This is a genomic window from Streptomyces sp. DG2A-72 (assembly GCF_030499575.1).
In the GTDB taxonomy this organism is placed as follows: Bacteria; Actinomycetota; Actinomycetes; order Streptomycetales; family Streptomycetaceae; genus Streptomyces.
The window spans coordinates 6866048-6883342 of the sequence record NZ_JASTLC010000001.1; the positions used below are offsets into that span (position 1 = coordinate 6866048).

Here is a 17295-nt window from a genome sequence, read left to right on the forward strand (position 1 = left end):
CATGACGGGGATCTCGTACCTCCCCGCACAGACCGGCGCGAAGATCCTCGATCTCACCGTCGGCGGGCTGCTGCGGGACGTAGCGGAGGCCGAACCCGACCGGCCGGCACTGATCGCCTGCGCACCGGAGCAGCCGGCGCAGGTGTGGGCCTACCGCGAGCTGCTCGCCGACGCCAACCACGCCGCGCAGTGGCTGCTCACGAGATTCCGTCCGGGTGAGCACGTGACCGTGTGGGCGCGGAACGTCCCCGAGTGGATTGTGCTGCAGTACGGGGCGGCACTGGCCGGGCTGGTCCTGGTCACGGCCAACCCGGCACTGCGCGCCGGCGAACTGGAGTACGTGCTGCGCCAGTCGAAGTCGGTCGGTATCGCCTACAGCGACTCCTTCCGGGGCACCGACATGGCCGTGATCGCCGAGCAGGTCCGCCGGCAGATACCCCAGATCCGCGAGGCGATCCGGTTCGAGACCTGGCATGCCGAGCTGAAGGCGTTCGACGGACTGCCGCAGCCGCTGCCTGCGGTCGAGCCGAATGCTGCCGCCCAGCTGCAGTACACCTCGGGCACCACCGGATTCCCCAAAGGCGCCCTGCTGCACCACCGTGGTCTGATCACCGCCGCCCACTACGTCCACCAGCGTGCGCAGTTTCCCCGCCACGGTGTGTGGGCCACAGCGCTGCCGCTCTTCCACACCGCGGCGTGCGGGATGTCGGTGCTGGGGACCGCGGCCAGCCACGGCACCGTAGTGATCTGCCGGCAGTTCGATCCCGCGCTGGTGCTCTCCGCGATCCAGGAGTACCGCGCCGACCTCTACGCCGGCGTCCCGGCGATGATGCTCGGGCTGCTGGCGCACCCCGACTTCGACTCCTTCGACCTGTCCTCCCTCCAAGTCGCCCTCTCCGGGGGCGACACGGTCCCGCCTGATCTCGTGCGTGAGGTCGAACGCCGCTTCGGGGCGAGGTTCTCCACCGTGTACGGGCAGACCGAACTCAGCCCGATCATCACCCAGGCCAGCCCGGACGACTCGATCGAGGACAAGTGCGGCACTGTTGGGCGGCCCCTGCCCAACGTGGAGATCCGTCTTGTCGAGCCGGGCGGAGACCGGCCCGTGCCGATCGGCGAGCAGGGGGAGATCTGTGCCCGGGGCTACCAGGCGATGCTCGAGTACTTCGACATGCCTGAGCAGACCCGGGACACCCTCGACGCCGAGGGCTGGGTGCACACCGGGGACCTGGGGGTCCTGGACGAGCGCGGATACCTCCGGGTCACCGGCCGCATGAAGGACATGATCATTCGTGGTGGAGAGAACATCTACCCACGCGAGATCGAGGCCGTACTCACCAGCCATCCAGGCGTCGCCAGAGCGGTCGTCGTGGGTGTCCCGGACAAGCAGTGGGGCGAGATCATCGCTGCGGTGATCGAGCTACAGGACGCGGCGAACCCGCCGTCGGCCACCGAGCTGCACGAGCTGGTCCGCAGGCACCTGGCCCCGGCCAAGACTCCCAAAGACTGGTACGTCACCGGGCAGATTCCCAGCAACGCCATGGGCAAGCTGCAGAAGTTCGTCCTACGCGATCAGATCACCGATGGGGCACTCAAGCAGCTCCCGGCCTGATCCCGAAGACCAGTTCCGGCCTCGTGCAGGGCCGACTCGTCGCCGGCCTGTCCGACGTGCGGTGGGAGGCGAAGGCCAACAGGGCTGCGAAGAAGCTCAGCTGAGCGCGGGTGTCACCTTCGCTTTGGGACTGGTTGCTTAGGCTCACTCGCCACAGCAACGTTCTGCAGCAGGGGCACGACGCCGCACTCACAATGCGAGTGCGCTGGCACTTGACTGAATCATTGAGACTCCTCGTACAGCTCGCGCACAGCCGTTTCCGTGATCGGCTCACCGGGCTCGCTCTTGCCGACGGGCAGGTCCCACATGCCCTGGGCGAACTTGGCGTTCTGGCTGCGCTGGAGGAGGACGACGCGGTTGGTGGCTTTGTCGTGGACGATGACGGCGGCGACCAGCAGGGTCATGGAGCGGGTAGATGGTTCGGATGTTGTTGAGCTGCTGTTCGCGAGTGGCGGTCGGATTGACGTTGGCCGGTCCCTCGCCGTCGAGTAGGGCCTCGAAATCGGCGTACTCCGCGACCCGTTTGACCCTCACGTCGCAGGTCTCATCGGTGCCCTTGATACGGCAACGAGGCCGAAGTACCGGCGGTAAAGGTTGAGCTCGCGGACGCGGGCGGTGGTGTCGGTCATGGGGCGGGAACCTCCTGGTGGCTGGTGCGGTCATCATCCGGGCCGATCTCGGCGGCCGAGTAGGCGCGGAAGAAGTGCCGGGGGTCGGACAGCAAGGTATCGGTCATGGCCAGCAGTTGCTCTACATACTCAGCGATGGTGCCGGGCCACTGACGGGTGTCGAGCATCCAGTCAGCTGCACCTTCTGGTAGAGGTGCACGGCCTTCGCGGATCAGAGTTACTGCGCGGGCGCCAGCGCCCCCGGCAGAGCGTCGACTTGTACGTCGCGGCCTCACGGCTGTGCGGGCTGTCCGCACACGTCTGCCTGGACATGGGCGACTACGACTCTGCGGCCACACATGCCCGTACGGCCCGGGCCTGCGCGGAAGCGGCCGGGCACGAGGGCATGCCGGCCTGGGTATGCGCGGTGACATCCCTGATCGCCTACTGGACCGGGCGGTACGAGCAGGCGGCGCGGCTGGCGCAGGCCGGCCGTCACCAACGGGTTGGCGGCACCATTGGAGCCCGGCTGGCGAGCCTGGAGGCACGGGCACTGGCCATAGCCGGCGACCGAGCGGGCGCGGTGGCCGCGCTGGCGGACGCCGAACGCTCTCGTGAAGCGGTGCCCGGCCACGACGAGGCGCCGGGCGTCTTCGCCTTGCCGGCCGGCAAGCAGTTCGCGTACGTGGGGACGAGCTACCTGGCCGTGGGCGGGCGGGAGCACGTGCGGCGGGCCGTCGCCAGCGCGAACACCGCGATCCGGCTCTACCGCAGTGCCGAGGACGACGACCAGTCGGTAGGTGATCTGTTCGCTGCCCATGTCGATCTAGCCCGTGGTCATCTGCTCCTGGGCGACCTGGACGGTACCGAGGCGATGCTCGGTTTCGTCCTCGAATCCACGCCCGAGCGCATGTCGGCCAGCATCGTGCGCCGACTCACCGCTCTGGGCCGGGAGCTGAGCGGCCCGCAGTACGGTGGAGCCGCGCAGGCCGCATACCTACGCGAACGACTCCAACACAGGGCCGTCCTCGCGGCCTCACCTGCCGCCCGCCTACCGGAGCTGCCGACGTGAGCGAACTGTCCGCCGCACACGACGCCGCCGTCACAGACCGAGCGCGCCTCGCCGGGCGCGCCTACCGCAGCGACCGGGACCTCGCCGCACGCCAGGCGCTCTACGAGTGGAAGAAGCCCCGTTACGACCTGCCGGGCATCGTCGCCGGGCAGTTGAGCGAGGTGCGCGGACGCGTCGTCGATGTCGGCTGCGGCAACGGCACGTATGTCCAACGACTCCGCCGGGACAGGCCCGACCTGGCCGTACTGGGCCTTGACCTCGCTCCCGGCATGCTCGTCGGCGTCCCTGGCCCGGTCGCCGTTGCGGACGTCACTCGCCTGCCTCTGGCAACGGAGGGTGTCGAAGCCGCCTTGGCGATGCACATGCTCTACCACGTCCCGGACATCCCGCAGGCGGTCGAGGAACTGTCCCGCGTCGTCACCCGTGACGGGCTGCTGATCGCCTCCACCAACAGTGCCCGCGACAAGCCCGAACTCGACGACCTGTGGCAACGGGCCGCAGGCGACGTCCTCGGCACCGGACGCGGCCCGGCTCGCATCTCCCTCAGCGCCCGCTTCACACTGGAGAAGGCCCCGGCCTTCCTCGGCGAGGAGTTCGGCCGCGTGGAGACGATCGAGTTGCCCGGCGCCATCACCGTCCGCGACCCCGAGCCCGTCATCGCCCACATGGCCTCGTATCAGGCGTGGGCGGACCAGCACGACGTGCCGTTCGAGGAGACCATCGACAGGGCTCGTGCCATCCTCGCCGAGCACATCGCGCAGCAGGGCGCCTTCGAGATCAACTGCCGAGGTGGCATTCTCGTTTGCCGTCGTTGAAAGGACGCACGCGACGCCGAAGGGGCCCGGTCGGACAACCGACCGGGCCCCTTCATGGTGCTCGTCGACCCGCGATGGTGCACCGATCGCCGGTCGATCGAAGCTGACTTGACGTCAGGCCTTCTTGGTCTCCCAGAAGATCTTGTCGATCTGGGCGATGTAGTCGAGGGCCTTCTGGCCGGTCGCCGGGTCGGTGGAGGCCTTGGCGGCCGAGAGGGCCTTCAGGGCGTCGTTGACCAGCTGGTGCAGCTCCGGGTACTTCTCGAAGTGCGGGGGCTTGAAGTAGTCGCTCCAGAGCACCGAGACGTGGTGCTTGGCGAGCTCGGCGCGCTGCTCCTTGATGACGGTGGCGCGGGCCTGGAAGTGCGGGTCGTCGTTGGCGGCCATCTTCTCCTGCACGGCCTTCACCGACTCCGCCTCGATGCGGGCCTGGGCCGGGTCGTACACACCGCAGGGCAGGTCGCAGTGTGCGCTGACCTTGACCTTGGGGGCAAACAGGCGGGAGAGCATTGAGCTGTCCTTCCTCGTGATCGTCTTCTCAGGTGGGACATTACTCCGTGACGGACGGGATTTCGCGAGTGCCCCCATGGGCTTAGGACAAAAGTCCGGGGTGGGGAACTGCTGCAGATGTACTTAAGCAGCAGTGGCTTCCGGTGACTGTGAGTGAGTGTCGAGGTCGGACGTGTGTTCAATGTGCGCCTGAGTGGGGAACGGGGGTTCTTGGGTCGAATGGGTGACCTTTGAGGGCGGGGCTCGTTGACTGCCGTGACGGGATCTTCGGCCGGGCGGGGGTGAACGGGTGGGCGGGCTGCGGAAGTTGGCGGCGTCGTACGTGGTGTCCGGTCCCGCCGGGGTGGCCATCCGGGACCGGTGGCGGGTGTCCGAGTCGGATGCGGCTGTGCTGCTTGAGGTCGGGACGTTCCTGGGCTCGCTGGCCGCGGGTGATCTCGCAGAGCGGTCCCGGCGGGGTATGGCGCACGACGCGGCCTCGTGGGCGGAGCGCAAGCGGGAGTTGACGGGGAAGTCGTCGGCGCGCTGGGCGGGCAGCATCATCAAGGCCACGCATGATCAGTGGGCGCTGGCCCGGCGCGGGCAGGCCGCCCACCTGGCCTGGCTGCGCGGGCAGATCGCCTCGATCGAGGCGCGGCTGGCCCGCCCGCTGGGCGCCAAGGCGGACAAGCGAGAGGAACTGCCGCGCGGCTATGCCTCGCGAGGTGAGTGGCACGCCAAGGCACGCCGCCTGCAGGCCTTGAAGGCGCGGCTGGAGGCGGTCGAAGCGGACTGGTCGGCGGGCCGGGTGCACGTGGTGCGCGGTGGCAAGCGCCTCGCCAACACCCGCCACCACCTGGAGGCAGCCGGGCTGACCGAGCAGCAGTGGCGACAGCGGTGGCAGGCGGCGCGGATGTTCCTGGCCGCGGACGGGGAGTCCGGCAAACGGTTCGGCAACGAGACTCTCCGCGTCACCGACACCGGCCACATCTCCCTCAAGCTCCCGGCGCCGCTTGCTCACCGGGCCAACGCCCCGCACGGCCGATACGTGCTGGATGCGACCGTACGCTTCCGGCACCGGGGTGCGGGGTGGCGCGACCGGATCATCGCGAACCGGGCGGTGGCCTACCGCATCCACCACGACGTTCTCCGCGACCGTTGGTATGTGACCGCGTCCTGGCAGCGCGCCGCCACCCCGGTCCTGCCACTGGAGGCGGCGCTGGCCCGGGGGGTGGTGGGGGTGGACATGAACGACGACCACCTGGCCGCCTGGCACCTCGATGTGCACGGCAACCCGGTCGGGGAGCCGCAGCGCTTCTTCTACGACCTCAGCGGCAGCGCCGACCACCGGGATGCGCAGATCCGGCATGCGCTGACCCGACTGCTGCACTACACCCAACGCTGCGGGACCGCCGCGATTGCCCTCGAGGACCTCGACTTCACCGAGGGCACCAGCCGGGAGCAGCACGGCCGCAACAAACGCTTCCGCCGCCTGATCTCCCGCTTCCCCACCGCCCGCCTCAAGGCCCGGCTGATCTCGATGACCGCCGAGCAGGACATTGCCGTCGTCGCGGTCGATCCGGCCTATACCAGCCGGTGGGGTGCCCAGCACTGGCAGAAACCCCTGACCACCCCACGACGTGAGATGTCCCGGCACGATGCGGCGAGCATCGCTGTCGGGCGACGCGCCCTCGGGCATCCGATCAGCCGTCGGACGGCACCGCCCCCGCAGCACCGGAGCGATCCTGCGGGGCATCGGATCGTCCAGGCCCGACCGGAGACCCGGCGGCGTGAGGAAACCCGCCCCCACCTGCCCGGACCGCGCACCGGATGCGCGCCGCCCGGCGGTGGCGCGAAAGCGGGCGACCGGCGTGCCCAACACCGTTCGGGGCACGCGACTGAGCATGGGTCCTGGCACCAGGACTCACTACCGCTCGGTCTTTAGGAACGGTCAGACTGAGACTGGTGGAGGACCGAACCGGGGAGGTGCCGGGGATGCCGGAGCTGTCGCAGGAGACCGAGCGCGGGAGGTCGTTCCTGCCATTCGGGGTGGCCGAGGTGACCGGGCCGTCGATGGTGCCCACGCTGTATCACGGAGACCAGTTGGTGGTGCAGTGGGGAGCCAGGGTCGGGCCTGGTGACGTCGTCGTCCTGCGGCATCCGTTCCAGCAGGACCTGCTCGTCGTCAAGCGGGTCGCGGAGCGGCGCGAGGGCGGCTGGTGGGTGCTCGGGGACAACGCGTACGCCGGGGGCGACAGCACCGACTACGGGGCCGTCCCCGAGGAGCTGGTGCTCGGGAGGGTGCGTTTTCGGTACCGGCCGCTGAAGCCCGGTCAGCGCTCGCCGTTCGCGCTGGTGCGCTGGGCGGTGTCGGCCGCCAGGCCCGTCTTCTCCGACCGGTCGGCCTCCAGGCGCTTGCGGGCGCGGTAGGCGGCCACGTTGGCGCGCGTGGCGCAGCGGTCCGAGCAGTAGCGCCGGGAGCGGTTGGTCGAGGTGTCGAGGTAGGCGTTGCGGCAGGGTGCCGCCTCGCACAGGCCGAGGCGGTCCACGCCGTACTCGGTGAGGTGGAAGGCCAGGCCCATCGCCGCGATGGCCGCGTAGCCCGCCGTCGCGTTCGACGGGTGGTCCGCGAGGTGCATGTGCCACAGCGGGCGGCCGTCGTCGTCCCGGAAGTCGTGTCCGGAGATCTGCGGGCTCACCGGGAACTCCAGGAGCAGGGAGTTCAGCAGGTCCACGGCCAGGGTCTCGTCGCCCTTGTCAGCCGCCTCGAAGACCGCGCGCAGCCGCCCTCGGACCGAGCGGAACCGTGTCACGTCCGCGTCGGTGGCCCGGCGGGCCGCCGACTGGTTGCCGCCGAACAGGTCGCGAACGGCCTCGACCGAGGTCAGTGAGTCCTTGCCCCGGGCCGGTTCCTCGCTGTTGACGAGACGGACGGCGTAATCCGAGTAATAGGCCAGTTCCACTTGTAGTCCTTACGGAGGCGTTCTATGGTCATGCTGCGGTCGGGGTAACAGCCGATCGTGCTTCCAGGGTATTACGTGACGGGTGTCACGTGACATGTGCGACGGAGGGTCTCGATGACGGACACCGACACCACCACGACAACCGGGGCCGACTGGCAGGCCTGGCAGGAGAGCTGGGACCGGCAGCAGGAGTGGTACATGCCGGACCGGGAGGAACGCTTCAGGATCATGCTCGACATGATCGAGGCCCTCGTCGGCCCCGCCCCGCGCGTCCTCGACCTCGCCTGCGGCACGGGAAGTATCACGGCCCGGCTCTTCGCCCGGTTCCCGGACGCCACCAGCACCGGCGTCGACCTCGACCCGGCACTCCTCGCCATCGCCGAGGGCACCTTCGCGGGCGACGACCGCGTCACCTTCGTCACCGCCGACCTCAAGGACCCCGACTGGCCTGCGCGGCTGCCGCATCAGTCGTACGACGCCGTCCTGACCGCCACGGCCCTGCACTGGCTGCACAGCGAACCCCTCGCGGCCCTCTACGGTCAGGTCGCGGGTCTCGTCCGCGACGGCGGTGTCTTCATGAACGCGGACCACATGATCGACGACACGACGCCCCGGATCAACGAGGCCGAACGCGCCCTGCGGCACGCCCGCATGGATCAGGCCAAGCGGGACGGCGCCCTCGACTGGGCCGAGTGGTGGCAGCTCGCGGGCAAGGACCCCGTCCTCGCCGAGCCGACCGCCCGCCGCTTCGAGATCTACGGCGAGCACGCCGACGGCGACATGCCGTCCCCCGCCTGGCACGCGCGCGTACTGCGCGAGAAGGGGTTCGGGGAGGCGCGGCCGGTGTGGTGCTCGCCTTCGGACACGCTGCTGCTGGCGCTGAAGTAGCACCCCGGCTTCCGCTGAAGCGGCCACATGCCAAAGGGGCGGCACGGAAACCTCCGTACCGCCCCTTGTTCGTACGACCGTCAGAGCACCTTGGACAAGAACGCCTGCGTCCGCTCGTGCTGCGGGTTGGTCAGCACATCGCGCGGGTTGCCGGACTCGACGACCACGCCGCCGTCCATGAAGACCAGGCTGTCGCCGACCTCGCGGGCGAAGCCCATCTCGTGGGTGACGACGATCATCGTCATGCCGGACTCGGCGAGGTCGCGCATGACGTCGAGGACGTCGCCGACCAGCTCCGGGTCGAGGGCCGAGGTCGGCTCGTCGAAGAGCATCAGCTTCGGGTCCATCGCGAGGGCCCGGGCGATGGCGACGCGCTGCTGCTGGCCGCCGGAGAGCTGGGACGGGTAGGTCTTCGCCTTGTCGGCGAGGCCAACCCGCTCCAGCAACTGGCCCGCACGCTCCCGCGCCTCGGTCCTGCCGACGCCCTTGACCTGCACCGGGGCCTCGATGACGTTCTCCAGCGCCGTCATGTGCGGGAACAGGTTGAACCGCTGGAAGACCATGCCGATGTCCCGGCGCTTCAGCGCGACCTCGCTGTCCTTGAGCTCGTACAGCTTGTCGCCCTTCTGGCGGTAGCCGACCAGCTCTCCGTCGACGTACAGGCGACCGGCGTTGATCTTCTCCAGGTGGTTGATGCAGCGGAGGAAGGTCGACTTGCCGGAGCCGGAGGGGCCGATGAGGCAGAAGACCTCGCCGGACTTCACCTCCAGGTCGATGCCCTTGAGGACCTCGACCGGGCCGAAGGACTTGTGGACGCCTTCAGACTTGACCATTGCGGTGGTGCTCATCGGTCAACGCCTCCAGCCTGAGAGGGACAGCATGTTCGCCTTGATCTTCTGGTACGGCGTGTCCGGAAGAGTACGGCTGGAACCGCGGGCGTAGTACCTCTCGAGGTAGTACTGGCCGACGCTGAACACCGAGGTCAGCGCCAGGTACCAGGCCGCGGCGAGGAACAGCATCTCGGCCGGGGCGCCGGAGGTCTGGCCGATGTCCTGGGCGACGCGGAACAACTCGGAGTACTGGACGACCGACACCAGCGAGGTCGTCTTCAGCATGTTGATGACCTCGTTGCCCGTCGGCGGCACGATCACGCGCATCGCCTGCGGGATGACGATCCGGCGCAGCGTCTTGGCGTGGCTCATGCCCAGCGCGTGGCTCGCCTCGGTCTGGCCCTCGTCGACCGAGAGCAGACCGGCACGGCAGATCTCGGCCATGTACGCGGCCTCGTTGAGGCCGAGACCCAGCAGCGCCGTCAGGAACGGCGTCATGAAGTCCGACCACTCGTCCCGGTAGAACGGGCCGAGGTTGATGTACTCGAAGACCAGGCCCAGGTTGAACCAGACCACGAGCTGCACCAGGACCGGCGTACCGCGGAAGAACCAGATGTAGAACCACGCGATGGACGAGGTCACCGGGTTCTTCGACAGCCGCCCCACGGCCAGCAGGATGCCGCCGACGACGCCGATCACCATGGCCAGGACGGTGATCAGAAGCGTCTTGCCGACACCGCTGAGGATGCGGTCGTCGAGGAAGTAGTCCGGGATCGCGTCCCAGTTGATCTTGCCCTGGGAGAACGCGTACACGACGCCGCCGAGGATCGCGATCGCGATGACGGCGGAGACGTACCGGCCGTAGTGACGGACCGGGATGGCCTTGATGGCCTCCGGACCGGCCGGCGGGGTGTCCGCCGGCCCGTCCGTCTTGTCGATGTCAACAGTCACGGGTGTTGCCTTTCGGTGCCCGCAGTCCCGCGGTCACTTGCCGCCGTTGATGGTGGCTTCCTTGACGGCGCCGTCCTCGACGCCCCACTTCTTGATGACCTTGTCGTACTCGCCGTTCGCGATGATCGCGTCCAGCGCCGCCTTCAGGGCGTCCCGCAGCTGGGTGTTGTCCTTGGCGACCGCGATGCCGTACGGCGCCGCCTCGACCTGCTCGCCGACCAGCTGGAAGTCCTTGCCGCCGCCGGAGGTCTTCACCGCGTACGCGGCGACCGGGAAGTCGGAGGAGCCGGCGTCCGCGCCGCCCGCGCGCAGGCGGGTCTGGGCCTGCTGGTCGTTGTCGAACGGCTCGATGGAGATCGTCTTGCCGCCGGTGCACTTCTTGGCCTCGGCCTTGGCGAGGTCCTCGGAGACCGTGCCGCGCTGCAGCACGATCTTCTTGCCGCAGAGGTCCGACCAGGTCTTGATGTCGGTGTTCTTGCCCTTCTGGGTGTAGATCGAGACACCGGCGGTGAAGTAGTCGACGAAGTCCACGCCTTCACCGACCTTCTTGCCGGTGTCGGAGTCGATGCCCTCCTGGCGGTCCTTCGTGTCGGTCATCGCGGACATCGCGATGTCGTACCGCTTGGAGCGCAGACCCGTGATCAGGGTGTCGAAGGTGCCGTTCTCGAAGTCGAACGTCACGCCGAGCTGCTTGCCCATGGCGGCAGCGAGGTCCGGGTCGATGCCGACCGTCTTGCCGGAGCTGTCCTTGAACTCGACCGGCGCGTAGGCGATGTCGGAACCGACCTTGATGACGCCCTTGTCGCGGATTTCCTTGGGCAGCCGGTCGGCCAGCGGGGCCGACACGGCGGTGTCGCCGCCGTCCGAGCCGGCTTTCTCCGTCTGGTCACCGCAGCCGGTGAGCAGCAGCGCGCCTGCGACCGCGATCGAGCCGACCGCTGCCAGGCGGGAGCGCGTGGCGGTCGTACGACGGGTGGAGCGTGCGGTCATGGTGGGTTCCTCCGGCGAATGGGTGGAGTTGCCGATGGGGCGGACGGCTGCCGATGGGCTCGGTAGTCGCCTTGGGTCTTGGGTCGACCAGAGCACACCGATCGACGAGAGCACTCGCCTTCGAGTGTCGCGACCTTGTGTGATTACGGCATCTTGCCATTCGGACTACGCCATTCAGGGCGCCCCTCATGTCAAAATCGGATAACGGGTGACCCCTGAGGCGCCGCAGGTCGGACATCGTGGCCGGACCTTCTGCGGGAATCCCTCGTTCCGGCCGGAAGATCTTCGGTGTCAAGCGTTTCTCCGGGACGCGTCCCTACATTGAGGTATGAGTCATGTCACCGGCATGTGATCTTCGCGTTATGGACTCGTCCTCGGCACCGTCCGTCCGGTAAGAAGGTTCTTTACACCCCTCATCCGGGGCTCAGGGCGCGTGTGCGGCGCGCCCGTCGCGTATGTGCCCGTACGCATCACCGACAAGGGCCTTACGCGGTGCCCGCCCGCTCCTCAACCAGGAGCGGCCACCCTCAAACCATGAAGACCTAAGGGGTAAAGCAACGTGGCAGCGGAGATCGTCAATCCTCGCAGCGACAGCACTACGGACCAGAACGGCGAGGGCGAGCCCCTCGATTCCTTCGATCCGGCATTCGCGCTGCACCGCGGCGGCAAGATGGCCGTGCAGGCCACCGTTCCGGTCCGGGACAAGGACGACCTGTCCCTCGCGTACACGCCCGGCGTCGCCCGCGTGTGCACCGCCATCGCCGAGCAGCCGGAGCTGGTCCACGACTACACGTGGAAGTCGTCCGTGGTCGCGGTCGTGACCGACGGTACGGCCGTGCTCGGGCTCGGCGACATCGGGCCGGAGGCCTCCCTTCCAGTGATGGAGGGCAAGGCGATTCTGTTCAAGCAGTTCGGAGGCGTGGACGCGGTCCCGATCGCGCTGGACTGCACCGGTGTCGAGGAGGTCGTCGAGACCGTGGTGCGGCTCGCGCCGTCGTTCGGCGGAGTGAACCTGGAGGACATCTCGGCGCCCCGGTGCTTCGAGATCGAGCGGCAGCTGCAGGAGCGGCTGGACATCCCGGTCTTCCACGACGACCAGCACGGTACGGCGGTCGTGACGCTGGCGGCCCTGCGGAACGCCGCGCGGCTGACGGGCAAGGGGCTCGATGAGCTTCGGGCCGTCATCTCCGGTGCCGGTGCCGCTGGTGTCGCCATCGCGAAGATGCTGGTCGAGGCCGGGATCGGGGACGTCGCGGTGGCCGACCGCAAGGGTGTCGTCTCCGGTGACCGGGAGGACCTGACGCCGGTCAAGCGTGAGCTCGCCGAGCTGACGAACAAGGCCGGGATCACCGGGTCGCTGGAGGCGGCGCTGGAAGGCGCCGATGTCTTCATCGGGGTCTCCGGCGGTACGGTCCCGGAGGCGGCGGTCGCTTCCATGGCCGAGGGCGCGTTCGTGTTCGCCATGGCCAACCCGAACCCCGAGGTGCACCCGGAGGTGGCGCACAAGTACGCGGCGGTCGTCGCGACCGGGCGCTCGGACTTCCCGAACCAGATCAACAACGTGCTGGCGTTCCCGGGCATCTTCGCCGGCGCGCTGCAGGTGCGGGCGTCCCGGATCACCGAGGGCATGAAGCTGGCGGCCGCCGAGGCGCTGGCCGCGGTGGTCGGGGACGACCTCGCCGCCGACTACGTGATTCCGTCGCCCTTCGACGAGCGGGTCGCCCCCGCGGTGACCGCGGCGGTGGCCGCGGCTGCCCGGGCCGAGGGTGTGGCTCGTCGCTGAGGCAGGTGTGAGGTGGTGGCCCCGTCCGGTTGGGCGGGGCCATTGCTTTTTCTTTGCCTGCTCGTGGGGCCGTTCGGGTGGTTGCGGGGTGCCGCCGCACCAAACGCCCGTGCGCGTTCGTGCAAGAGGGCAAGTGTCACAGGGCCCTGTTGTTCCGTGGGCCCCGCACGCGCCCTATCGTCGAGCCCATGTTCGCCGCATACGCTGCCCGAATCGACCGTGACCAGCCGCTGACCGGCCTGGAGCTGGGGGAGCGTCCGGCTCCCGAGGCTCGTGCCGGTTGGAGCGTCGTCAACGTCAGAGCCGCCTCTCTCAACCATCACGACCTGTGGTCGCTGCGGGGCGTGGGCCTCACGGACGCCTTGCTGCCGATGATCCTCGGATGCGACGCCGCGGGTGTCGACGAGGACGGCAACGAGGTCGTGCTGCACTCCGTCATCGGTCAGAGCGGGCACGGGGTCGGCCCCAAGGAGCCGCGCTCCATCCTCACCGAGCGGTACCAGGGAACCTTCGCCGAGCAGGTCGCCGTACCGACGTGGAACGTGCTGCCGAAGCCCAAGGAGCTGTCCTTCGAGGAGGCCGCCTGTCTGCCGACGGCCTGGCTGACGGCGTATCGGATGCTGTTCACCAATGCCGGGGTGCGGCCGGGGGACTCCGTGCTCGTGCAGGGGGCCGGCGGCGGGGTCGCCACGGCCGCGATCGTGCTGGGGAAGGCGGCGGGGCTTCGGGTCTTCGCCACCAGCCGGGACGAGGCCAAGCGGAAGCGGGCCGTGGAGCTGGGGGCGGTGGAGGCCGTGGAGTCGGGGGCGCGGCTGCCGCAGCGGGTCGATGCCGTGATCGAGACCGTGGGCGCCGCCACCTGGTCGCATTCCGTGAAGTCACTGCGGCCCGGGGGCACTCTCGTCATCTCCGGCGCGACGAGCGGTGACCGTCCTTCGCATGCCGAACTGACGCGGATCTTCTTCCTGGAACTCAAGGTCGTGGGGTCCACGATGGGCACCAAGGACGAGCTGGAGGATCTGCTCTCCTTCTGTGCCGCCACGGGCGTGCGTCCCGTGATCGACGAGGTGCTTCCGCTGGACCGCGCTCGCGAGGGCTTCGAACGGCTGGAGTCCGGTGAGCAGTTCGGCAAGGTCGTGTTCACGAACGGCTGACGGTTTCGTTTTCGCTGCACGTCAATTCGCTGCACGCCAAATCGCTGCACGCCAATTCGCTGTATGCCAAGGGCCGGCCCGGTATCGGGTCGGCCTTCGGCGTGCGTCAACTATGGTTGACAAGTATGCGATGTCAACGTAGGTTGACGTCATGACCGAAGCAACGGATCTCGCCGAGCGTGCGGGTGATCGCGACCCCCGGGTCGGGCTGCGGGCCGTCGCCGCACTGCGCCGGCTGCTGGAGCAGCTGGAGGCGGTACAGGTGCGCAGTGCGCGCAATCAGGGCTGGTCGTGGCAGGAGATCGCCGCGGAACTCGGTGTGAGCAGGCAGGCCGTGCACAAGAAGTACGGGAGGAATTGATGTTCGAGCGGTTTACGAAGGACGCCCGGGCCGTGGTGGAGGGGGCGGTGGGGTGCGCCGAGCGGGAGCAGGTGGCGTGCGTCGACACCGAGCACATGCTGCTCGCCCTGCTGGACAGGGAGGGCAGCCGGGGCTCCTTCGCGTTGTCCTCGCTCCTCGGCAATGGCACGGACGGCAAGGAGTCGGTGCGGAGCGCCGTCGTCGAGGCGCGGCGGCGGGGCGGGCTGTCGCGGGCCGACGCCGACGCGCTCGCGGGACTGGGGATCGACGTCACGGAGATCGTCGCCCGGGTCGAGGAGGTGCACGGTGTCGGGGCGATGTCCGGTGACCGGCGCGGCAAGGGGTGGTTCGGGCATCGTCCCTTCAGTCGGGGCGCCAAGGACACGCTTGTGGAGGCCCTGCGGGTCGCTTCCGGGCGCCGCGACCGGCACATCGGCGACGAGCACATCCTCCTCGCTCTGGCCGCCCGTCCCGGCGTCCCCGCCGAGGTCCTCGCCGATCACGGAGTGACGTACGAGGCGCTGACGCGTGTGCTGTACGGCGGGGGAGAGGCGAAGGCCGGCTGACGGGGTGGGGCGTTTCCGCCGGCAGTGCGGCTGATCCTGGTTGCCACACTGCCGTACGAGGGCCGCGGGGTCACCCCTTCGGTGTCCGCAGCAGCGCCCCGATATGTGCCGCCGCCGTCGACAAGTGGCGGCGGGTGTCGCGGAGTTGGTCGGCCGTGACGCCATGGTCGCGGGCCGCGTCGCGGATGTCGTCGCGGAAGCGGTCCAGCAGACGGTCGAGGTCGCGGGCCGGATCGCCGGTGGGGGCCTCGTGGGCCCAGGAGGGTTCGAAGTCGGCCGGGAAGTCCTGCGGGGCGTCGGAGTACTCCGGCTCGGCGGGCTCCGACTTGGCGGTGCCGGTCCGGCCGAAACCGAAGTCCCTGCCGAACTCCTTGCCGTAGTCCTTCCCGAACTCGCCGAACTCCCTGGCCAGTTCCGTCAGGCCCTCGCGCACACCCGTCGGCCAGTCGCCCCGCGCGAAGTGGTCCTGCACCTGCTCCTGGACCCGTCGGGCGATGCGCTGCACCTCCTCCTGCGCCTGCGCCCGGGCCCGGTCCTGGGCCTCCTTGGCCTGGCGCCGGGCCCGCTGGGCCTCCTCGCGGGCCCGGCGGCTCTCGTCCTTGGCGCGCCTGGCCTGCTCCTTCCACTCCTGCTTGACGCGACGCATCTCCTCCTTGGCGGCGCGCCACGCCTCGTTGTCGGCGTAGTCCGCGAAGTCGCCGAGCGGGCCGTCCGGTTCGACGTGTGCCTGGGTGCCGGTGCCCCGGCGGGCCTCGCTCGCCGCCGCCCGCACCTCGCGCCGCAGGTCGCCCGCCGCGCCGCGCACATCGGCCTGGATCTCGGCGGCGAGTTCCGCGACGGACTCGCGGATCTCCAGTTCCAGGTCGGCGAGTTCACCGCTGCGGTCGGCCAGTTCGGCGCGGCCCGCGTCCGTGATGGCGTACACCTTGCGGCCGCCCTCGGTGGTGTGGGTGACCAGGCCCTCGGCCTCCAGCTTGGTCAGGCGCGGGTAGACGGTGCCCGCCGAGGGGGCGTACAGGCCCTGGAAGCGGTCTTCGAGGAGCCGGATCACCTCGTAGCCGTGGCGCGGTGATTCGTCCAGCAGCTTCAGCAGGTAGAGGCGCAGGCGGCCGTGGGCGAAGACGGGAGGCATGTCAGAGCACCTTCTTGTCGGTCGTGCCGTCGGCCGGGGCGCTGGTGGCGCCGGCGCCCGGACCGGAAACGGAATTGTCCCCCGAGTCGGCCTGTGGTTCGTGCCCCGGGTCATCGTGTGGACGGTCCGCCGGGTCATCGTGTGGACGGTCCGCCGGGGTGTCCTGTGGACCGTTCGCCGAGGCGTCGTCCCCGGTGGCGTCCCTCGGGACGTCCGCCGGTCCGGCCGGCGAGTCCCACGGCTCTTCCTCCTCGTCCTCCCTGGGCGGGCGGGGCAGCAGCGCGATCGAGCCGGAGACGGTGGTCGCGCGCAGCTTGCCGTTGCCCGGGCCGAGACGGCCGGTGATCTTGTGGGCGCCCCACTGGCCGTGGACGCGGAGTCCTTCGAAGGCGTTGGAGATCGTCCCGCTCGCGGTGTTCGCCTCGACCTCGGCGTCCGCCCGCTGCGGCAGCCGGATGGCGATCTCGCCGGAGACGCTGGTCAGGCGTACGTCCGTGGGGCCCTCGGGATCCAGATCGATGATCATGGAGCCGCTGACCGAGTCGGCCCGCACGGAGGAGCCCGAGCCCTCGACCACGGTGAGGTCGCCGGAGACCGAGTTGAAGCGCAGATCGCCGGTGACGGCCTGGGCCTCCAGATTCCCGGAGACCGTGTCCGCGCGGACCGGACCGGAGAGCCGGACGAGGGCCGTGTCGCCGGTGACGCCCTTCACCACCGAAGGACCGTCGATCCCGGAGACGACCGCGCCCGCGCCGACCACCCCCACCTCCACGCGCGTGGACGCCGGAACGGCCAGGGAGACCACGGCACTGCGGCGCCAGCCCTTGCGGTCCAGCCACTTGAGGAAGCCCTTCCAGGGCAGGTCGTCGTACGCCACCGTCAGCGTGCCGTCCTGCTGGGTGACCACCAGGGGCGGGCCCTCGATCTCGGAGACCTCCAGGCGGGCGGAACCTTCGTCCGTCCCCACGACGTTCACCGTTCCGTTGACGATGCGCACATGGAGCTCGCTCACCGGCTCGTCGAAGGTGAGCTTCCTGGGCTCGGTGACGGACCACTCGGACATGGTGCAGACCTCCTAGCG

General features: G+C 69.4%; 17 protein-coding genes and 3 pseudogenes. 10 read left to right on the forward strand and 10 right to left on the reverse strand.

The window, feature by feature from the left end; all coding sequences use genetic code 11:
• The first annotated feature begins 1 nt into the window (after position 1).
• On the forward strand, positions 2-1612 hold the full coding sequence (locus tag QQY66_RS32710; protein ID WP_301983906.1) for an AMP-binding protein: 1611 nt from the start codon (positions 2-4) through the stop codon (positions 1610-1612).
• 227 nt (positions 1613-1839) lie between these two features.
• Here QQY66_RS32710 and QQY66_RS32715 read toward each other — a convergent pair.
• The 3 pseudogenes from QQY66_RS32715 to QQY66_RS32725 all read right to left on the reverse strand — a co-directional run.
• Positions 1840-2016: pseudogene (locus QQY66_RS32715) on the reverse strand (NUDIX hydrolase); the annotation flags it as partial.
• Positions 2017-2020: 4 nt separating this feature from the next.
• Positions 2021-2241 (reverse strand): annotated as a pseudogene (locus tag QQY66_RS32720) (RNA-binding protein); the annotation flags it as partial.
• Between the two features lie 41 nt (positions 2242-2282).
• Positions 2283-2474 (reverse strand): annotated as a pseudogene (locus QQY66_RS32725) (hypothetical protein); the annotation flags it as partial.
• 23 nt (positions 2475-2497) lie between these two features.
• On the opposite strand from QQY66_RS32725, the gene QQY66_RS32730 reads away from it, so the two are divergent.
• Both QQY66_RS32730 and QQY66_RS32735 read left to right on the forward strand, forming a co-directional pair.
• A complete protein-coding gene (locus tag QQY66_RS32730) occupies positions 2498-3292 on the forward strand; it encodes a hypothetical protein (RefSeq protein WP_301983907.1) in 795 nt (264 codons plus the stop codon).
• The gene (locus QQY66_RS32735; protein ID WP_301983908.1) at positions 3289-4107 is read left to right on the forward strand and encodes a class I SAM-dependent methyltransferase; all 819 of its coding nucleotides are present in this window, start codon (positions 3289-3291) and stop codon (positions 4105-4107) included. Before QQY66_RS32730 ends, QQY66_RS32735 begins: the two co-directional genes overlap by 4 nt.
• A gap of 114 nt (positions 4108-4221) precedes the next feature.
• On the opposite strand, the gene sodN is transcribed toward QQY66_RS32735, so the two are convergent.
• Positions 4222-4617 carry a superoxide dismutase, Ni gene (gene sodN / locus QQY66_RS32740; RefSeq protein ID WP_020123534.1) on the reverse strand — a complete coding sequence of 132 codons (396 nt, stop codon included), beginning with the start codon at positions 4615-4617 and terminating at the stop codon, positions 4222-4224.
• Between the two features lie 289 nt (positions 4618-4906).
• Between sodN and QQY66_RS32745 the strand changes: the two genes are divergently transcribed.
• Both QQY66_RS32745 and sodX read left to right on the forward strand, forming a co-directional pair.
• The gene (locus tag QQY66_RS32745) at positions 4907-6541 is read left to right on the forward strand and encodes a transposase (protein WP_301983909.1); all 1635 of its coding nucleotides are present in this window, start codon (positions 4907-4909) and stop codon (positions 6539-6541) included.
• 50 nt (positions 6542-6591) lie between these two features.
• On the forward strand, positions 6592-7026 hold the full coding sequence (gene sodX, locus QQY66_RS32750) for a nickel-type superoxide dismutase maturation protease (RefSeq protein ID WP_301987571.1): 435 nt from the start codon (positions 6592-6594) through the stop codon (positions 7024-7026).
• Here the strand turns inward: sodX and QQY66_RS32755 are convergent.
• Entirely contained in the window at positions 6930-7559 is a 630-nt protein-coding gene (locus tag QQY66_RS32755) for an ABATE domain-containing protein (protein ID WP_210572423.1), read from the reverse strand. The two genes, sodX and QQY66_RS32755, sit on opposite strands and share 97 nt — an antisense overlap.
• Positions 7560-7673: 114 nt before the next feature.
• On the opposite strand from QQY66_RS32755, the gene QQY66_RS32760 reads away from it, so the two are divergent.
• Entirely contained in the window at positions 7674-8447 is a 774-nt protein-coding gene (locus tag QQY66_RS32760) for a trans-aconitate 2-methyltransferase (protein ID WP_301983910.1), read from the forward strand.
• 80 nt (positions 8448-8527) lie between these two features.
• On the opposite strand, the gene QQY66_RS32765 is transcribed toward QQY66_RS32760, so the two are convergent.
• Genes QQY66_RS32765 through QQY66_RS32775 form a run of 3 tightly spaced genes read right to left on the reverse strand, consistent with a single transcriptional unit; the run spans position 8528 to position 11218 of the window.
• Complete coding sequence (locus QQY66_RS32765; protein ID WP_301983911.1) at positions 8528-9295, reverse strand: amino acid ABC transporter ATP-binding protein; 768 nt, start codon at positions 9293-9295, stop codon at positions 8528-8530.
• Positions 9296-9298: 3 nt separating this feature from the next.
• Positions 9299-10228: an amino acid ABC transporter permease gene (locus QQY66_RS32770; protein WP_301983912.1), complete on the reverse strand. Its 930-nt coding sequence runs from the start codon at positions 10226-10228 to the stop codon at positions 9299-9301.
• A gap of 33 nt (positions 10229-10261) precedes the next feature.
• On the reverse strand, positions 10262-11218 hold the full coding sequence (locus tag QQY66_RS32775; RefSeq protein ID WP_301983913.1) for an ABC transporter substrate-binding protein: 957 nt from the start codon (positions 11216-11218) through the stop codon (positions 10262-10264).
• Positions 11219-11777: 559 nt separating this feature from the next.
• Between QQY66_RS32775 and QQY66_RS32780 the strand changes: the two genes are divergently transcribed.
• The 4 genes from QQY66_RS32780 to QQY66_RS32795 all read left to right on the forward strand — a co-directional run bounded on the left by QQY66_RS32780 (position 11778) and on the right by QQY66_RS32795 (position 15082).
• Positions 11778-13001 carry an NADP-dependent malic enzyme gene (locus QQY66_RS32780; RefSeq protein ID WP_301983914.1) on the forward strand — a complete coding sequence of 408 codons (1224 nt, stop codon included), beginning with the start codon at positions 11778-11780 and terminating at the stop codon, positions 12999-13001.
• Positions 13002-13189: 188 nt separating this feature from the next.
• Entirely contained in the window at positions 13190-14155 is a 966-nt protein-coding gene (locus QQY66_RS32785) for a zinc-binding dehydrogenase (RefSeq protein ID WP_301983915.1), read from the forward strand.
• A 151-nt stretch (positions 14156-14306) separates the two neighbouring features.
• Positions 14307-14516, forward strand: coding sequence for an HTH domain-containing protein (locus tag QQY66_RS32790; RefSeq protein ID WP_210572430.1), 210 nt, complete (start codon positions 14307-14309; stop codon positions 14514-14516).
• Positions 14516-15082 (forward strand): Clp protease N-terminal domain-containing protein, encoded by a 567-nt coding sequence (locus QQY66_RS32795; protein ID WP_301983916.1) that lies wholly within the window; start codon positions 14516-14518, stop codon positions 15080-15082. Before QQY66_RS32790 ends, QQY66_RS32795 begins: the two co-directional genes overlap by 1 nt.
• A 70-nt stretch (positions 15083-15152) precedes the next feature.
• Here QQY66_RS32795 and QQY66_RS32800 read toward each other — a convergent pair whose 3' ends face one another.
• A complete protein-coding gene (locus QQY66_RS32800; RefSeq protein ID WP_301983917.1) occupies positions 15153-16214 on the reverse strand; it encodes a PadR family transcriptional regulator in 1062 nt (353 codons plus the stop codon).
• Between the two features lies 1 nt (position 16215).
• Positions 16216-17277 (reverse strand): DUF4097 family beta strand repeat-containing protein, encoded by a 1062-nt coding sequence (locus QQY66_RS32805; RefSeq protein WP_301983918.1) that lies wholly within the window; start codon positions 17275-17277, stop codon positions 16216-16218.
• Between the last annotated feature and the right edge of the window lie 18 nt (positions 17278-17295).

What these genes read in the sequence shown, in the direction of transcription:
- QQY66_RS32800 (WP_301983917.1), bottom strand. Translation starts at nt 16,214, where the DNA reads ATGCCTCCCGTCTTCGCCCACGGCCGCCTGCGCCTCTACCTGCTGAAG.
- QQY66_RS32760 (WP_301983910.1), top strand. Translation starts at nt 7,674, where the DNA reads ATGACGGACACCGACACCACCACGACAACCGGGGCCGACTGGCAGGCC.
- sodX (WP_301987571.1), top strand. Translation starts at nt 6,592, where the DNA reads ATGCCGGAGCTGTCGCAGGAGACCGAGCGCGGGAGGTCGTTCCTGCCA.
- sodN (WP_020123534.1), bottom strand. Translation starts at nt 4,617, where the DNA reads ATGCTCTCCCGCCTGTTTGCCCCCAAGGTCAAGGTCAGCGCACACTGC.
- QQY66_RS32785 (WP_301983915.1), top strand. Translation starts at nt 13,190, where the DNA reads ATGTTCGCCGCATACGCTGCCCGAATCGACCGTGACCAGCCGCTGACC.
- QQY66_RS32805 (WP_301983918.1), bottom strand. Translation starts at nt 17,277, where the DNA reads ATGTCCGAGTGGTCCGTCACCGAGCCCAGGAAGCTCACCTTCGACGAG.
- QQY66_RS32710 (WP_301983906.1), top strand. Translation starts at nt 2, where the DNA reads ATGACGGGGATCTCGTACCTCCCCGCACAGACCGGCGCGAAGATCCTC.
- QQY66_RS32775 (WP_301983913.1), bottom strand. Translation starts at nt 11,218, where the DNA reads ATGACCGCACGCTCCACCCGTCGTACGACCGCCACGCGCTCCCGCCTG.
- QQY66_RS32790 (WP_210572430.1), top strand. Translation starts at nt 14,307, where the DNA reads ATGACCGAAGCAACGGATCTCGCCGAGCGTGCGGGTGATCGCGACCCC.
- QQY66_RS32765 (WP_301983911.1), bottom strand. Translation starts at nt 9,295, where the DNA reads ATGAGCACCACCGCAATGGTCAAGTCTGAAGGCGTCCACAAGTCCTTC.
- QQY66_RS32795 (WP_301983916.1), top strand. Translation starts at nt 14,516, where the DNA reads ATGTTCGAGCGGTTTACGAAGGACGCCCGGGCCGTGGTGGAGGGGGCG.